Origin of the sequence: Pseudomonas sp. FSL L8-0168 (assembly GCF_037976155.1) — a bacterium.
Classification (GTDB): domain Bacteria; phylum Pseudomonadota; class Gammaproteobacteria; order Pseudomonadales; family Pseudomonadaceae; genus Aquipseudomonas; species Aquipseudomonas paracarnis.
Genome location: NZ_CP150262.1, coordinates 1,800,323 through 1,816,619 on the forward strand (window position 1 = coordinate 1,800,323; position 16,297 = coordinate 1,816,619).

General features: G+C 57.8%; 11 protein-coding genes. 6 read left to right on the forward strand and 5 right to left on the reverse strand.

The genetic code is table 11. The features are described from left to right. Positions 1–21 precede the first annotated feature (21 nt). Both greB and MHH62_RS07680 read right to left on the reverse strand, forming a co-directional pair. Positions 22–501 (reverse strand): transcription elongation factor GreB, encoded by a 480-nt coding sequence (greB, locus tag MHH62_RS07675; protein WP_014717656.1) that lies wholly within the window; start codon positions 499–501, stop codon positions 22–24. 124 nt (positions 502–625) lie between these two features. Next, positions 626–1,678 carry a hypothetical protein gene (locus MHH62_RS07680; protein ID WP_069868349.1) on the reverse strand — a complete coding sequence of 351 codons (1,053 nt, stop codon included), beginning with the start codon at positions 1,676–1,678 and terminating at the stop codon, positions 626–628. Positions 1,679–1,918: 240 nt separating this feature from the next. On the opposite strand from MHH62_RS07680, the gene MHH62_RS07685 reads away from it, so the two are divergent. From MHH62_RS07685 to MHH62_RS07695, 3 genes are read left to right on the forward strand one after another with little or no spacing between them, the layout of a single operon-like run. Continuing rightward, the gene (locus MHH62_RS07685; protein WP_032874084.1) at positions 1,919–2,845 is read left to right on the forward strand and encodes an ABC transporter ATP-binding protein; all 927 of its coding nucleotides are present in this window, start codon (positions 1,919–1,921) and stop codon (positions 2,843–2,845) included. Next, positions 2,842–3,567 (forward strand): ABC transporter permease, encoded by a 726-nt coding sequence (locus MHH62_RS07690; protein WP_323556728.1) that lies wholly within the window; start codon positions 2,842–2,844, stop codon positions 3,565–3,567. The genes MHH62_RS07685 and MHH62_RS07690 overlap by 4 nt, the downstream gene beginning before the upstream one ends. A 17-nt stretch (positions 3,568–3,584) precedes the next feature. Further along, a complete protein-coding gene (locus MHH62_RS07695) occupies positions 3,585–5,324 on the forward strand; it encodes a Gldg family protein (protein ID WP_032903915.1) in 1,740 nt (579 codons plus the stop codon). A gap of 4 nt (positions 5,325–5,328) precedes the next feature. Here MHH62_RS07695 and MHH62_RS07700 read toward each other — a convergent pair whose 3' ends face one another. From MHH62_RS07700 to MHH62_RS07710, 3 genes are all read right to left on the reverse strand, one after another. After that, a complete protein-coding gene (locus MHH62_RS07700; RefSeq protein ID WP_003189853.1) occupies positions 5,329–5,637 on the reverse strand; it encodes a hypothetical protein in 309 nt (102 codons plus the stop codon). Positions 5,638–5,897: 260 nt separating this feature from the next. Then, positions 5,898–6,332, reverse strand: a complete 435-nt coding sequence (locus tag MHH62_RS07705; protein ID WP_003189852.1) for a DoxX family protein — start codon at positions 6,330–6,332, stop codon at positions 5,898–5,900. A gap of 104 nt (positions 6,333–6,436) precedes the next feature. Then, positions 6,437–7,858: a transglycosylase SLT domain-containing protein gene (locus tag MHH62_RS07710; protein WP_197865213.1), complete on the reverse strand. Its 1,422-nt coding sequence runs from the start codon at positions 7,856–7,858 to the stop codon at positions 6,437–6,439. A 236-nt stretch (positions 7,859–8,094) separates the two neighbouring features. Here MHH62_RS07710 and MHH62_RS07715 point away from each other — a divergent pair, with 236 nt between their 5' ends. The 3 genes from MHH62_RS07715 to MHH62_RS07725 all read left to right on the forward strand — a co-directional run bounded on the left by MHH62_RS07715 (position 8,095) and on the right by MHH62_RS07725 (position 15,366). Next, positions 8,095–8,901: a TatD family hydrolase gene (locus MHH62_RS07715; protein ID WP_032903916.1), complete on the forward strand. Its 807-nt coding sequence runs from the start codon at positions 8,095–8,097 to the stop codon at positions 8,899–8,901. A gap of 96 nt (positions 8,902–8,997) precedes the next feature. Next, entirely contained in the window at positions 8,998–10,467 is a 1,470-nt protein-coding gene (locus MHH62_RS07720) for a methyl-accepting chemotaxis protein (RefSeq protein ID WP_102667032.1), read from the forward strand. 234 nt (positions 10,468–10,701) lie between these two features. Next, positions 10,702–15,366: an RHS repeat-associated core domain-containing protein gene (locus tag MHH62_RS07725; RefSeq protein WP_339233029.1), complete on the forward strand. Its 4,665-nt coding sequence runs from the start codon at positions 10,702–10,704 to the stop codon at positions 15,364–15,366. Positions 15,367–16,297: the final 931 nt, after the last annotated feature.

Below are 16,297 nucleotides of genomic sequence, written 5' to 3' on the forward strand. Positions count from 1 at the left end.
CCCAGCCAAGGGTACGTGCCATCAGGCGGTCTTCACATATTCGATCTTGGTGATCCACCAGCACACCTCTCCGCCGGGGGTCTGTACGATTGCCTCGTCGTCCACCTCCTTGCGCAGCAGGGCCCGTGCCATGGGTGAGTCGATGGAGATGTAATCCATGCGATCGTAGATCTCGTCATAACCGACGATGCGAAAACGCTTGGTCTCGCCCTGTTCGTTTTCGATTTCGACCCATGCACCGAAAAATACCTTTCCTTCCTGCTCGGGCATGTACTCCACCACCCGCATGTCTTCCAGGCGTTTGCGCAGGTAACGCACCCGTCGGTCGATCTCGCGCAACAGCTTCTTGTTGTACTGGTAATCCGCATTTTCACTGCGATCTCCCAGGGAGGCGGCCCAGGTCACTTTGCGTGTGGTATCCGGGCGTTTCTCTCGCCACAGGTAATCCAGCTCTTTTTTCAGCGCTTCATGACCTTCTTTGGTAATCAGCTTGGTACTCAAACGCTTGCATCCCCAGGCAATGTCCAATGGTGCCGTTATGCCAGGGCATCATGCCCAGGCAGCGGCCGGCTGGGACTGATGATAAATGAACCCTGGAAAGTATCCAGGCCGGCGCCCCATTACCTCACCCATGCCCCTCCAGCACTTGGTCCAATTCAAGCAACGTGCCTTGCATACGCTGGCGCATACCCGACAACTGCAACATCATCATCGCCAGCTTTTCGGCCTTCTGGCTGACCTCCAGTCCCTGCTCCTGCAAATAGGTATGGCGCTGCTCAAGTTCACGGCCTTTTTCTTCCAACTGGCTCTGCTGCTGTTGCAATCGCGCCTGCCACTGTTCAAGCATTTGCTCCTTCTCTAGGACCGCGCATTTTTTTTGCGTCAGTTCCTGGGCGACTTTGGCCAGATTGCTCAGCGCGCTGTCCATTTCGAGCAAAGAGGTATGGTCCAACTGGGCAGGCGGGTCCAAGGGTTCGGGCTCAGGCTCAGGCTCGGGTGGCGCCAACCGCAGGTTGTCTGACTCAAAGTGACTGTCATCTTGTTCACCAGGAACAGGCGACGCACTGGGCTCAACCTGCTCCTGCGGTATCGCGACCAGCGACCGCGCCGGTTCTTCAAGGGTGCCTTCATCCATAGGTTGCGGCGCAGTCGTGGCTGAGCGCGGATTTCGCGGCGGCGCAACCATTTGCGACGAGAAGCGAATGGACGGCACGATCACTGCGCTGCTTTCGATCGCAGGCAACGCCGGGGCCGACATGCCCAAGGTGATGACCTTCATGACCAAAGCTTTCTTGATGATCACCGAGTGATGATCCTCTGGCCTGGCAGGCGGCAACCGGCAGCCTTTCAAATCAACGAAATGAAAGGGCACCTGGGGTTCGGCAATCGGCGTTGTCTTCGAGCCGGCTGCCGCTGCCATCGTCAGGATCTGTTTGAAGACCTGCATGGCTAATTGCAGGTCCTCTTTGGAGTCAACGCCTCCCAGGAAATACCGGTCAATCTTTTTACGCAGTGCCGCGATATAGACCCTGGAGTGGCCGGGTTCTGCCTCCTCATCCAGGCTATACACCAGAAAGTTGGACGCCGTTTGCGTCACAGCAAACCCGCACAACAAGGCGCCGTTAACGGGCGTCCCTTCATCGTTGCGCTCAAGAACAAGAGTACGTAGAAGCATCATGGCAATCTGGCCTCGTTACAAAGGAGAAAACTTTATATAAACATCAGATAAACATCTGGACATTAATAAGTATTCAAAACAAAACAATTGTTTCAGCGGATTATCGGGCCGAACGTAGGATTCTTCTTATTAATCACACTTCGCGTTCCCAAGTCTTCATATTGAACGTACCCTTTTTAAAGCACTTTTCCATACCGCCGGCCTCTCTCACACGCCCTGCAAAACTTATTCGGTAAAACCATGATCGAGATAAGCAACCTCACAAAACACCTGGGCAAAACACGCGTAATCAGCAACTTGTCCTTCTGTGCCCAGCGCCAGGAGTGTGTGGGCTTGCTGGGAGAGAGTGGGGCGGGAAAAACAACACTGTTGAGCCTGATCGCCGGGACGATCAAGCCGACGGCCGGGCACATCAGTATTCAAGGCTTCAATACCCATACCCACTCAATTCAAGCCAAAAAGGTCATTGGCTATCAGCTCCAAAACGGCCTCGACCATCACACGATGCCCGTCAAAAACATGCTCAATTTCATTGCCGCCATTCGCGGCTTGAGCGGGATGGAAAAACGCAGCCAGGTGGCGCAGGTAGCCGCACGACTGGAACTGCTGCCCGTGCTCGACTGCCCCATCAACGTCCTTTCCCTTGGTTTGAAGCGCAGAGTGGCAATGGCCCAGGCGCTCCTGCATTCCCCAAGCCTGCTGCTGCTGGACGAACCCACAGAAGGGCTCTGCCCTGATCAACGCCTCAAGTTCCGGGCACTCATCCAGTCCCTGAGCGAGGAAATGACCATCATCATCGCCTCCCGCCATTACCAGGATCTGGCGGACATCTGCACCCGTGCCTTGGTTATCGCCGGTGGTCGCCTGGTGGGCGATGCCTCGCTGTCCGACTTACAGCGCAGCTCCCGGCACTTCCAGGCCGTCACCCTCGCGGCAGACGCCCCGCTGGATTTGCTCGCGTTGGCCGTATTGCCCGGCGTCGCAGGCATCGAAGAAGACCGGCATGCGCCCGGCAAGGTTACGGTACTGGCCATGCCCGGGCATTCCATCTTTCCCTCGATCAACGCGCTTATCACCCATCGCGGCTGGAACATCACCTCAATGAATCTGGAGCCGGGTCGCCTGAACGATGTCGTTCACCATCTGAGCCAAGAGGTAACACCTTGAGACTGCTACCTGTCATTTTCAAACGACAACTCGTCAGCTATGCCTGCGCCCCCAGCGCTTACCTGAGCGTGGCGGTTTTTCTCGCACTGTGCGCAGCGCTGGGACTGCATTCCAACCAATGGATGGAGCGAAACAGCAGTGATTTGCAGGCTTTTTTTGAACTGCACCCCTGGCTTTATCTCCTGCTGGTCCCCCTTTTATCGACGCAGTTGTGGTCGGATGAATCCAACGCCAGCTTTTACAACACCCTGAATGCCTTGCCTGTCACCTCGATGGAACGGGTGATCGGAAAATTCATCGCGGCATGGACTGTCTGTGGCATTGCGCTGATGCTTAACTTCCCGCTGGTGATTGCCGTGAATTATCTGGGCACACCTGACAATAGCGTTATCGCCTCACAATTCCTGGCCAGTTGGTTACTGGCGGGAAGTTATCTTTCGGTAGGTTGTTTCGTCTGTGTACTTGCGAACCAACGCCTGCTGATTTTCTTTTTCACGCTCGGCTTGTTGCTGACCGCCAGTGGGCTTTCGTCAGTACTGGATGCACTTGAACAACAAGCACCGATATGGATTATCGACAGTTTGATGTCCCTGGATCCCGTTGCCCGCTTCAGCGCGATGGATAACGGCAAGCTCACACTGCAGGACAGCCTGTACTTTATCAGCATGATCGTTGCTTTTCTGTTTGCGACCACCCTCACACTCAATTATAAAAACAGCTGAGAAAAGGAAGACCACTGATGGGATCCGCTTTTCGTGCGGGTATGACACTTCTCGTCATATCACTGCTGTTTCTGGCATTCAATCTAGTCTGGGCACCCAAACTGCCCACTGTTCGCTGGGACTTTTCCGAAGAAAAAATCCACACCTTATCGCCCGCGGCGCAGCAACTGCTACTGTCACTTGAAAGCCCACTGGATCTGTATTACTTCAATACCCTCAATGCGCCGCAAAAAAGCCAGGCATTAGAACGTTATGGTCGGCGCGTGGAAGACGTGCTCAAGGCGTTCGAAAAAGCGGCAAACGGCCTGATCAACTTACATATCATTAACCCCGCTCCCTTTTCTGAAGATGCCTACAAAGCCCGCTTGTTTGGGCTTGATGACACACAAGGATTCCTTGGCCTTATCGGCACCCGTACTGGCCAGGGCGCCCAACGCATCGAAGCGTTCCGGCCTGAGCACGAGTCATTACTTGAATATGAGATCAGCCACCTGATCTATAAGTTGGGGCAGCCTGAGCGTGCCACTATCGGCCTGCTGTCGGGACTGGCGTTAGACAAATCGGCCAGCGAGTTGCTGGGGTTGATCCGCGAGCAATTCAACGTGGTGGAACTGGCTGCGAACATCGCCCAGGTTCCGTCATCCATCGCGACATTGATAGTCGTACAGCCGCACGCTTTACCTGAACGAGCCCTATATGCCATTGAGCAATCGGTATTGAAAGGCACCCAGTTGATGATGTTCCTCGACCCCGTGAGCGAGATGGGCGCTGACGCCGTGCCAGCGAACGCCAGAATGGAGGGGCTGCTGAACGCGTGGGGCATCCAAATGCCCGCGGATAAGCTGTTGGTGGATAATCTCTATGCCTCATCAGCCACGCCCGGCCCGGGAATGCCCCGGGTACTGCACCCGGCCAGGCTACACCTTCCATCACAGGCGATGACTCCAACGGATGTCAGCGCCTGGGGGCTGGACGCCGTGATGGTCTCAAGCAGCGGCGCGCTTTCCCTGGCCCCCAAGAGCCGTTCACTGTTGACCCCGATTCTGTTGAGCTCACGGCAATCGGCCCTGCTGGACGCGAAACGCTTTGGCTCGGCGACGACATTTGACTCACTGATCGATGAAACGGCGACTTCAGGGCAGCGCCATGTGATCGCTGCGCGCGTTGAGGGGCCCGCTTACTCAGCGTTTCCCGACGGCCTCAAGGGCCAGCCGCCCGGGCTGCAAAAAGCAGAACTGATCCAGATGGTGGTCGTGGCCGACACCGACTTGCTCGCGGACACAGTCAGCCATGCACGCAACGGCAACGCGCAGTTTGTATTGAACACATTGGATAACCTGGCGGCGCCCGAAGCGCTCCAGCGCATTCGATCCCGTGTCATGCGCCAACCGTTGCACAGGCTGGAACACATGCGCGACGAAGCCGCACAGGCTTATCGGAAAAATTCGCTTGAGCTCCAGCGACGACTTGAGCAGACAGAGCAAGCATGGCGCGAGTTGAACCCAGCGCACACGCGGCTTATCACCCAGGCGGTGGATACCAATACGCAGTTGCAGGTACTCAACAAGGAGCGCCTGCAGTTGCCCATCGAGTTGCATACACTCAAGGCGCAGGCCTATGCCCCGGTGCAGCGTTTCGAGCGACAGCTCAAAGGGCTGATGGTCGTGCCTCTACCGCTACTGCTGTGCCTGATTGCCGGGTTACTGTTCCTGTACCAGCGCAAGCGTCGACTCCTCGCACTGGCAACCTTTCACTAGTCGCTCAGCGACGGGCAATCAGCCCTTGCCGGGCAATGCGCGTCAGTTGGTGGATCACCTCATGGGCGTTGCTGGCACTCGGTGCCTGAATCACTGCAAGGTCGAAACTGTCGCTGGCAAAACGGGCCAGGGAATCGCCGTCTTCCACAAACTGGATCAGGAACGCCGAAGGCCGACCGGAACGGCGTGGCCAGCCGTCCAGATAACGCAGCAGTGTCGGCTGGTGCTTACCGCCCAGGAGGATTTTCGGATTGCGTTGAGTCAGGTCCGCGGTGATCGGGGCCAGGCGTATGAGGGGGCGTAGTGCATTCATCGTGTCGTGTCTCTGCCTCAAAAGTCTGCGGGCAGGTGAGAGGCAACACCGAACCAGCGCTTTAGCGGTATTTCGAGGAACGCCCTGCGTGAGCAAGCGTACTTCTGTCGGGCTGCATTGAGACCCAGTGGCGCCCCGCAATTAGCTGTTTAAATCGGCGCATGAGCAGCATCCTAGAGAAGCCTGTGGGGCAGTGTCAAGAATCCCGGGCAACGAAAAGGCCCGCATCAGCGGGCCTTTTTGTGCAGCTTGCTAAACGATCAGTGAGTGATCGCGCGGTCGACAGACAATTTGCCCGCACCTTCCAACAACACCGCCAACGCGCCGCCGAGCAACGCCAGTGCGAACTCATAACCGTTGTTGGCCATGAACAGCCCGTTGTGGATGTGTACAGAGAAAATCGCCACCAGTGTCAGGAAGGTCAGGCCCAATGCGGCAGGGCGAACCAGCAAACCGATGATCAGGGCCAGGCCGGCGAAGAACTCGGTACCGCCCGACAGCAGCGCCATCAGCGTGCCCGGCGCCAGGCCGATGCTTTCCATCCATTGTGCGGTGCCCGCCAGGCCACCACCGCCAAACCAGCCGAAGAGCTTTTGCGAACCGTGGGCAGCGAAGATGATGCCGACGAAGATACGCAGAATAGTCAGGCCATAACCGGCGCGAGTGGACAGTACACGGGTAATCATTGGGCTCATGGGGGTAAATCCTTTTCCAGGTAGGGGTTGGTTGGCCGCTATATTAATCAGTTTAAATAATGATAAAAGCCGAAATATTGTCTAATTTACATCTAAAAAATCGATTATTCACGCAATGCAACTTTAGCCGCAGGCGGCTCCAGAGACTCGCGCTCCCGATCGAACGCCAAATAATACTTGTTGACGCTATTAACATAGCTGACGCCGCCCATCCCTACCTGCTCCATGGCAATGCGTTCAACCTGGAAGAACCACTGATTGGGGTTAAGCCCACGGCGCTTGGCCTCGGTGCGCATACCTTGCACCCGCTCCGGCCCCATGTTGTACGCCGCCAGCATAAAGGCCATGCGCTCGCGCTCATTGAGCTTGGGGCTGGAGAAAAACTTGCGCCGGATCATCGCCAGGTAACGCGCCCCCGCCTGCACATTACTGTCGAGCGACTCGATATTGTTGACCCCCACCCGCTGCGCCGCCGACGGCGTGATCTGCATCAGGCCGGTAGGGCCTCCACTATTGCGTGCGCCTGGGTCCAGGGAAGACTCCTTGAACGCCAACGCCGCCAGATTCAGCCAGTCCATACCTTGCTCACGCGCATGTTTTTGCAAAACCGGGCGCAGTTTTTCCAGGCGCTGGCGGTCAGCCCGCGCCAATGGGTTACGGACCTGGTAGAGGCGCCGATAGATGCGCTGGAAGGCCACATCCTGATCGGAAGGCGTGTGATAGGTCTTGAGAAACCGATCGATGCTGGCACGCAGCATCGACGCGTCCTGACGCACAAACCAGAACTCGTCGCCTGGCTCGCTGATGACGACCTGCTTGTCAAAGCGCAACTTGGGCAGGATTTTCGACCAGCGTTGGGCAATCGGTTTTTCCACGATCGTCAGGTGAAAAATCCCGGCCTGCACCATCTCCAGGACATCTTCCACCGCCAGGCTCGGGTCAACCCATTCCACTTTCACTGGTGGGCGCTTGTGCAGGGCCAGCTTTTGATTGACCTGACTGATAGCGTCCACCGCCGCACTACCGGTGGTCAGCGTCACCGTGCGACCCGACAGTTGCTCCAGTTTGGTATACCGTCGTTCACCCTTGACGCCCACCAGCCACAACGGCACATCGCTGACAATCGGGGCGCTGGCGCTGACCTTGTGCACGCCTTTCACGTCTAGCAACTCACCGGGCGCCACCAGGTCACCTTCACCACGGGCCAGCGCACCGAGTAACTGGTCCTTGGCCTTGGGGATGATCTTGAGGTTGATGGCCTGCCCATCACGGGCATGGCCGTTGAGGTACTGCTCGAAGGCGCGCAACCGATGGTATTCGACACCGATGGCCTGGCCCTGCACTTCACCGGAACTGTTGCGGCTCTGGTTGACCAAGACGCGCAGGGTGCGGCTGGAGCGAATTTGCGCCAGGTCGCGGACCTTGCCGGGCTTGGCCACTTGCAGCGGCCCATCCAGACGTGCGACCGCCGCCATGGGCAGCAATAACGCCAGGCACAACATAAGCAACGCCGAGGGTCGGATCATCCGCTCTCCGGAAAGAAAACTGGCCAGCGCCTGTGCGAATTACGCAGTGCTGGGGGTCAGAAACAGAGCGCTTTATGCGCTGGCAAGGCGTGCAACGGCGCCAAGGTGGCAGGCAATCGGCCCACCACAATGTCGCTTGCGACGTTCAAAGACAGCGTTAACGCATTGTAGTTCTTGGTTTTTCTTATCAATCTACAGCTCTGATATGCTTTCCGGCCGCAGGCGGAGATAGCACCATGCAACTCATTGATATTGGCGTCAACCTGACCAACCCCAGTTTCGACGAGAGGCACACGGCCGTTCTCGAACGCGCCTACGCCGCTGGCGTGCAGCAATTGGTACTCACCGGCACCAGCGTCGAGGGCAGCGAACAGGCCCTGCAACTGTGTGTAAAACTCGACGAAAGCAGCCAGCGCCTGTTCAGCACCGCCGGCATTCACCCCCACTCTGCCAGCGACTGGAACAGCGACAGCGTCCAACGTCTGCGTGGCTTGCTGGGCGACAGCCGAGTGCGCGCCGTGGGTGAATGCGGGCTGGATTTCAACCGGGACTTCTCCCCTCGCCCCCAGCAGGAAAAAGTCCTCGAAGAACACCTCGCCCTGGCCGTCGAACTGCAACTGCCGGTGTTTCTCCATGAGCGCGATGCCAACCAGCGTCTGCTGGAGATCCTCAAGGACTACCGCGACCACCTGCCAGCCGCCGTGGTGCACTGCTTCACTGGCGAACAGGCAGCGCTGTTCAGCTACCTGGACCTGGATTTACACATTGGCATCACGGGTTGGATCTGCGACGAACGCCGTGGCACCCACCTGCATTCACTGGTCAGGGACATTCCCCGAGGCCGTCTGATGCTGGAAAGCGATGCGCCCTACCTGCTACCACGCACCCTGCGCCCCAAGCCGAAAAATGGTCGCAATGAGCCGGCGTACCTGCCCGAAGTACTGCGCGAAGTGGCCTTGCACCGTAACGAAACGATGGAAGATCTGGCGTTGCACAGCACCGCCTGCGCCCGCCGCTTTTTCGGCTTGCCTGCCATCGATTGATGCGGCGCATTGACCCATGTCAAAAGCGCTTTTCTGAATAGCGGCACAATAATGGCACCTTGCCAATACTGTTTCCGCTATCAGAGAAAACCTTCCATGGGTGCCTGGCTTAGCAATATCTCGCTCAAATACAAATTCTGGGCCGTCAACGCGGTCGCCTTCATCACCACCCTGCTGCTGGTGCTGTACGCGGTACAGCTTGAACAACAGGCGCGCAGCCAGGCGTCGCAAGCATCGGCCCAGGCCCAAGGACGCTTGCTCAGCGCCTGGCCAGCCGACAGAACCTTGCCCACGGGTGAGCACTGGCTCGCATTTTCCAAAGGCCAGCCCCCCCAGGATCTACCCACCCTGAGCACTGCCAACGGCTGGACCGAACTCAACCCCATGCCGTTGTTCGGTGAAAACCCGCTGATCGGCGCCGAGGTGATCAGCCGGGCCGACGGCCAGCAGGTCGCAGTCCTGGCCTACGCGCCGAGCCTGAGCCAAGTGTTCAGTGAACGCTTCACCCACTACGCCGTCGCCGTGGCAGTGCTGATGCTGGCCATGCTCGGTGCCTCGCAGTTGTTGATCCGCTTCCTGCTCAGCCAACTCAACACCCTCAAGGATGTGATGCTGCACGTCGAAAAAACCGGCGACCTGTCGGCGCGGGTGCCGTTGGCCTGCAAGGATGAAGTCGGCCAGATGGCCAGCGCCTTCAACGCCATGCAAGCCGGCTACCAGCGCGTGGTCAATACCGTGGCACGCACCGCCCGGCAACTGGACGACGGCGCCGCTCGCCTGGCCAGCAGCATGAACGAGGTGCAACACGGCATGCTGGGCCAGCAAAGCGAAACCGACCAGGCTGCCACCGCCATCAACGAAATGACCGCCACCGTCTACCACATCGCCCAGCACGCGGGCGCCACCCGTGACTTGTCTCAGGCCGCCGATACCCTCGCCGGCAGCGGCCAGGCAGTGGTCAGCCGGGTACAGCGCTCGATCGCCGGGCTGTCCAGCGGCGTACAGCAGACCGCCGAAATGATCCAGAAACTGGCCGAAGACAGCCAGAAAATCAACGGTGTGGTCAGTGTGATCCACAGCATCGCCGAACAGACCAACCTGCTCGCCCTCAACGCCGCCATCGAAGCCGCCCGCGCCGGGGAAATGGGCCGCGGTTTCGCGGTGGTCGCCGACGAAGTGCGCAACCTGGCCAAGCGCGTGCAAAGCTCCACCGACGAAATCACCCGCATGGTCTCGGCGCTGCAAGCCGGCACCCGCGACGCGGTGGACTTCATGCAGGAAAGCTCATTCAAGGCAGATGACTGCGTACAGCAGGCCCAGGAAGCCGGCATCGCGCTGGCTGAAATTACCGGCGCTGTGGCACAGATGCGCGAAAGCAACACCCAGATCGCCGTGGCCGCCGAGCAACAAAGCCATGTCGCCGAAGAAATGAACCGCGCCGTGGTGAGCATTCGCGATGTGACCGAAAACACCGTGCATCAGACCGTGGCGTCGGCCACTACCAGCAATGAACTGGCGACGTTAGCCGGGGAGTTGAGCAAGGCGATTGGGCAGTTGAAGTTGTAAGACTGTTCCAGCTGTAATCCAACTCCTACGACCAAGCCTCGGTTTACCTGAAGTTAAGACGAAACTTCCTCGCCGTCCCCGCGAATAACGCCGACTTCTTTTACCTGACAACCGCTGCAAAGTCCCTCGCCTGATCAAACAGTGCGAGGGATTGCAGATGGTGGTGTTCGTTAGAGCCCTGATGAATGGGGCTGTCTCTTGATCTCGGTGCTGGCCAACCTGATGCTAGTGCCCATGGATCCCGAAGCGCCGAAGGTTGAGCGCGTATTCGCGGATTTGCGTACCTGCCTGAATACCTTTGATAAGTGGGCCGACAGCTTTTTAAGTGGTTCGGCACTTAGCGTGGAGCAGGTATTCAAGGTTGGGGAAGACGTCGCACTGGTCGCGCCGATCTCTTCCGACAAGCCCAGCCGCACGGTCGCTCAATGCAAAGCCCAGGGCGGGCTGACGCTGGTGCATCTGTTCGAAAGCACGCAGTTCGTGCCTATCGGCAACACGCCCGTGAGGCTGCAAGCCGTTGCACAGGACGGCAGCCCGCTAGGCGCGCCACTGCATCGGACCATTGGCCCCAGCGGCATTCTTGAAGTCAGCGACTGTAGCCGCGACCAACAGTACGAAATCACCTTTTACCCCACTGTTTCCAAGGCTCACGTCCAGGCGCTGTATGCGTCCTATGAGTCTGTGATCGCCGGGCTGGAAGCGGATTTGCGCACGGCATGGGCCGAGCACTTCAAGCCTCGATGGGCAGACTTTGCCAAAGCGCCAGCCTACAAGCGTAGCGGCATTCAGGGCATTGCCTTTGCGACCGGGCTGGGCAAGGCGCTTTACAACCTGTGGGACAACATCACCGAGCTGTACGACCTGCTCGCCAACCTCAAGTCCAACAGCGAAACGTTGCTGAAATACCTGTCCCAGGCCGAGCTGGATGCACTGCTCAAGCTGGGCAAAGACACGCTGGCCAAGGGGTTGCTGGTACTCAGTGATGAGCCGCTGTTGTTTATCTACCTGTCGGCGCTGGTGGCCTGGGTACGCATGCTGCCGCCACCCGACATGTACGAACTGCTGGGTGAAATCACCGGCGAAGTGTTGATCAATCTGCTGCTGATCTGGGCCACGCGGGGTATTGGGGTACAGCTGCGCCTGGGTGCTCAGGTGCTTAGTGGCGTCAAGTCCGGGCGGGCGCGGGCGTTGTTGGAGTTGCTGGCCAAGCAGGTGGCGGGGCCTCGGTTGGAAACCCATGTCGAGGCCGCCAAGCCGGTGTTGCTGAGCAGTGCGGCGACGCCGATTAAGACGGTGCCGGCTGTGCCGTTGAAGGCGGGCGATACGCTGGTTTCGAACCCGGTGCCGATGGTGCGCGGCAAGGCCCAGCGCACCACGTTGGTTCGTCAGGAGCCTGTCGATGATGTGCCGGCCATGGCGTCGAATCCGAAGGGCGATGCGGCGGCGCCTGCGGATAAAACGGTCACCCATGGTTGCCCGGTGTCGATGGTCACCGGCGAGGAGTTGCTGACCCTTACCGACGGCGCGCTGGATGGGATCTTGCCGTTTGAGTGGACGCGGCTGTATCGCACTAGCGCGGTGGAGGTCGATTGTGGGTTGGGGTTTGGTTGGAGCCATGCGCTGGCCCATCGGCTGGTGGTGTCGGGCGATTCGGTGGTGTGGACCGATCATGAGAACCGCCATACGCAGTTTCCATTGCCCAGCGACTCTCGACCCGCAATCACCAATAGCCTGGCGGAAGCGGCGATCTATTTGGGTTCGGCGCCTGACGAGTTGGTGCTGGCCCAAGCGTCACGGTTCTATCACTTTCGCGACGGTGTACTGACTGCGATCAGCGATGCGTATGACAACCGTCTACGCATTTGCCGTGATCGTTCCGGGCGGATTGAGCGGCTGGATAACGGCGCGGGTCGCTCGTTGCTGTTGCGTTATGAGCTGGATCGCATCGTTGCGGTGGACTACCAAGTACATCGTGCCAAAGGGCGAGAGCCCTACGTGTGGGAGACCGAGCAGAACCTTGTTTCCTACGCCTATGACGAAGACGGACGACTGGTTTGCGCGACCAATGCTGTCGGGGAAAGCGAGCGTTATCGGTACGACGATCAGCACGTCATTCTTGAGCGGCAGTTGGCCGGTGGGGCGAGTTTCTTCTGGGCGTGGGAACGGTCTGGCAAGGCGGCGCGTTGCGTCCGGCATTGGGCGAGCTTCTCGCAGATGGACACGCGTTATGCCTGGGGCGATGACGACCACGTCACCGTGCATAACGCCGATGGTAGCCAGGAAGTCTATGTCCATGACGACCGGGCGCGCTTGGTGCAGCGCATCGATCCGGATGGCGCTCAGCATTACAAATCCTACGATGCCAAGGGCCGGCTGACCGTCGAGCAAGACCCGATGGGCGCGGTGACGGCCTATCAATATGACGACGCCGGACGCTTGGTGGCGCTGTTTCCGGGGGAGGATGAGCCGACATCCTACGAGCATGACAATGGGTTCGTAAGAGTTGTGCGCCGTGGTGAGGCGGTCTGGAAATATGAGCGTAATGAGCAAGGCGATGTAACGCGTAGGGCCGATCCCGATGGCAACTCGACTGACTACAGCTACAACAAACATGGGCAACTGACGGGGATTTGGTACCCGGACAGCAGTTGTCATCGGCTGGTGTGGAATGAACGTGGGCAGTTGCTTGAAGAGCAATTGCCCAATGGTGGGATCAAGCGTTATCGCTATGACGATCTAGGCCGGCAGATTGCGCGTGAGGATGAACACGGCGCGCAGACAGTCTATGAATGGGACAGCGTCGGCAGGTTGATTCGTCTTGTATTGCCAGGCGGTGGTTGTAGGGAATTCAGCTACAACCCCTACGGCAAAATCATCGCCGAACGCGACGAACTCGGCCACGTCACCCGCTATGAATACGCCGACGGCCTGCACCTGATCAGCCGCCGCCTCAACGCCGACGGCACCCAGATCAAGTACCGCTACGACAACACTCGGCTGCTGCTCACCGAGATCGAAAACGAAGCCGGCGAAACCTACCAACTCGACTACCACCTCAATGGCCTGATCCGCCAGGAAACCGGCTTCGACGGCCAGCGCACCGCCTATGCCTACGACCTCAACGGCCACCTGCTGGAGAAGACCGAATACGGCGACGATAACAGTCAGCTAATCACCCGTTACGAGCGCGACCACGCCGGACGCCTCGTCCGAAAAATCCTGCCCGATGCCAGCATTGTCGACTATGCCTACGACCGCCAAGGCAACCTCCTCAGCGTCGAGGACGGCCACTGGGCGTTGGCCTACGAATACGACCGCCAAAACCGCCTCACCGCCGAACACCAGGGATGGGGCACCCTGCGCTACGGCTACGACGCTTGCGGCCAGCTGAAAAACCTGTGCCTGCCAGACAACAACCGCGTCACCTTCAACCACGACAAAGGCGGCCACCTCGCCACGGTCGAACTCAACGGTGAAGTACTCACCTCACATCTGTTCAAGAGCGGCCGCGAACACCAGCGCCAGCAAGGCCAACTGCTCAGCCACTACCACTACGATGACCAGAGCCGCCTACACGCCCATGCGGTAACCCAACAGCAAAACCATTTTTACCAACGCCAGTACGACTACGACAAATCCGGCAACCTCACCCGCCTGCTCGACACCCGCAAAGGCGAACACCGCTACCACTACGACCCCCTCGCCCGCCTGACCCGCGCCGACCACTCCCAAGACGTACAGGAACGCTTCGGCCACAACCCCGCCGGCAACCTGCTGATGCAAGACCGCCCCGGCCCGGACATCGTTGCGGCCAACCGCCTGATGATCCAGGGCGACCGTCATTACGACTACGACGCCTTCGGCAACCTCATCCGCGAACGACGCGGCAAGGGCCAGCAACTTGTCACTGAGTACCGCTACGACTGCCAGCATCGGTTAGTCGGGGTTACAACGCCCAACGGCCAAACCGCCAGCTATCGCTATGACCCATTTGGACGTCGCATCAGCAAAACTGTGGACGGCAAGACCACCGAATTTTTCTGGCAAGGCGACAAGCTGGTTGCCGAGCATCATGCAGAGCGTCATCGCAGCTACCTCTACGAACCCGACAGCTTCCGCCCATTGGCACTGTTGGACGGTTTCGGCCCAAAAGAAACCAAGCCCTACCACTACCAACTCGACCACCTCGGCACCCCGCAAGAACTGACCAGCCCCGAAGGCGAAATCGTCTGGTCCGCCCACTACCGCGCCTACGGCCAGATCGCCCGGCTCGACGTGGGCAACATCGACAACCCACTGCGGTTTCAAGGGCAGTATTTCGATGCGGAAAGCGGACTGCACTACAACCGCCATCGCTACTACAATCCGGATATTGGTCGCTATCTGACGCCGGACCCGGTGAAGTTGGCGGGTGGGATCAATGGCTACCAGTACGTGCACAATCCGACAGGGTGGGTAGACCCGCTAGGCTTGAATTCATGCCCAGGCGATGATGGGTGTAAAAAGCAAACGAGTGCTGACGATCCATCCTACAAATCGAGCGTGGATGATGGACAGCCTTCAGCTCCTCTTGTTCACGGAGTAGACGCAACCTTCTTAAATAGAACACACAGCATTGAAGGGAAGCGGTCAACCAAGCGTGTGGAAGAAATTGCTCGCAGTATGCGAAACGACGGATACGATAAAAATACGCCAATAGACGTTTTTGAGTATAACGAGCAACGCTATATTGTTGATGGGCACCACCGAGCTGCCGCTGCAAGACAAACAAAGACGCCAGTCACCATAAAACTAATCCAGAATATAGGTGACCATAACAGCTCGTTCAACAGCACCCAGGACGTAATAGACGCTTCAAATGCAGTAGGACTGGATAGACTGGAAAGGCCTAGACGATGAGAGCTCAGACGCTAGAACATTTGATCACAGAATACTTGGAGCAAGTAAAAAAGGCTACCGACTTACTTGAGCAAGTGTTTGGAACCAAAAATATCATTGGTCTGTGGCGATCCAAAAAAATCCCGCAGCGTGGGACGGTCGTTGCAAATGTCACCTACGAGCTGCACGGTATTGGTTGCAGTGTTTACTTATCTGAAATATGTGTCGACTTTGATTACGGCCCGGACGATAGGGTCGACGGTTTCGACTCGTGGAGGCTGTATATGTACGCATGCGAAACACCCTGCAAGTACAAAAAATATACAGATAAACAAGCCTTGGAACGTGAGTTCAATGCGTACCTAAAAAAGGGCAAAGCCAAGAAAATCGAAGGGTCCACATCTAATTTGTACTTCATACAGTCTTGATGCCGTTCAGGTAAATCTCCTTACCCTAGACACTCTGAATATCGAATATGGGATGGGACTTGACCTCGATAACTGTGAACCAGCCAATGCATGTGCAAACTGACCCAACAACATCGGAGGTAAGCCTTGGTGCCGATCAGTCAAGCGAACGCAATACTCAAAGCAACGAAGATCAAGAGTGGGAGCTGGCTTGCCTGCGAAAGCGGTAGTGCAGTAACAGAGGCAGTGACTGACACACCGCCTTCGCGGGCAAGCCCGCTCCCACAGGGGATCTGCGCTTAACAGACTGGAATCCTTCCCACATTCACACCCACGGCGCTACTCTTTCCCACCGATGGTTTGGATGAGGCTTTTCGCAGAACGGGTATACCCAGGTCCGAATACAGCGTATCGAAATGGGGCAAAGACCAATATGGCAAATCATTTCCAACAGAATGGCGAGTACAAACCGGTCCCAATAGAGGAGCGGAAGTGAATATTGACGATCCTATGCTCGTGCCAAGTAAAGAAGGCCCGAAATCACC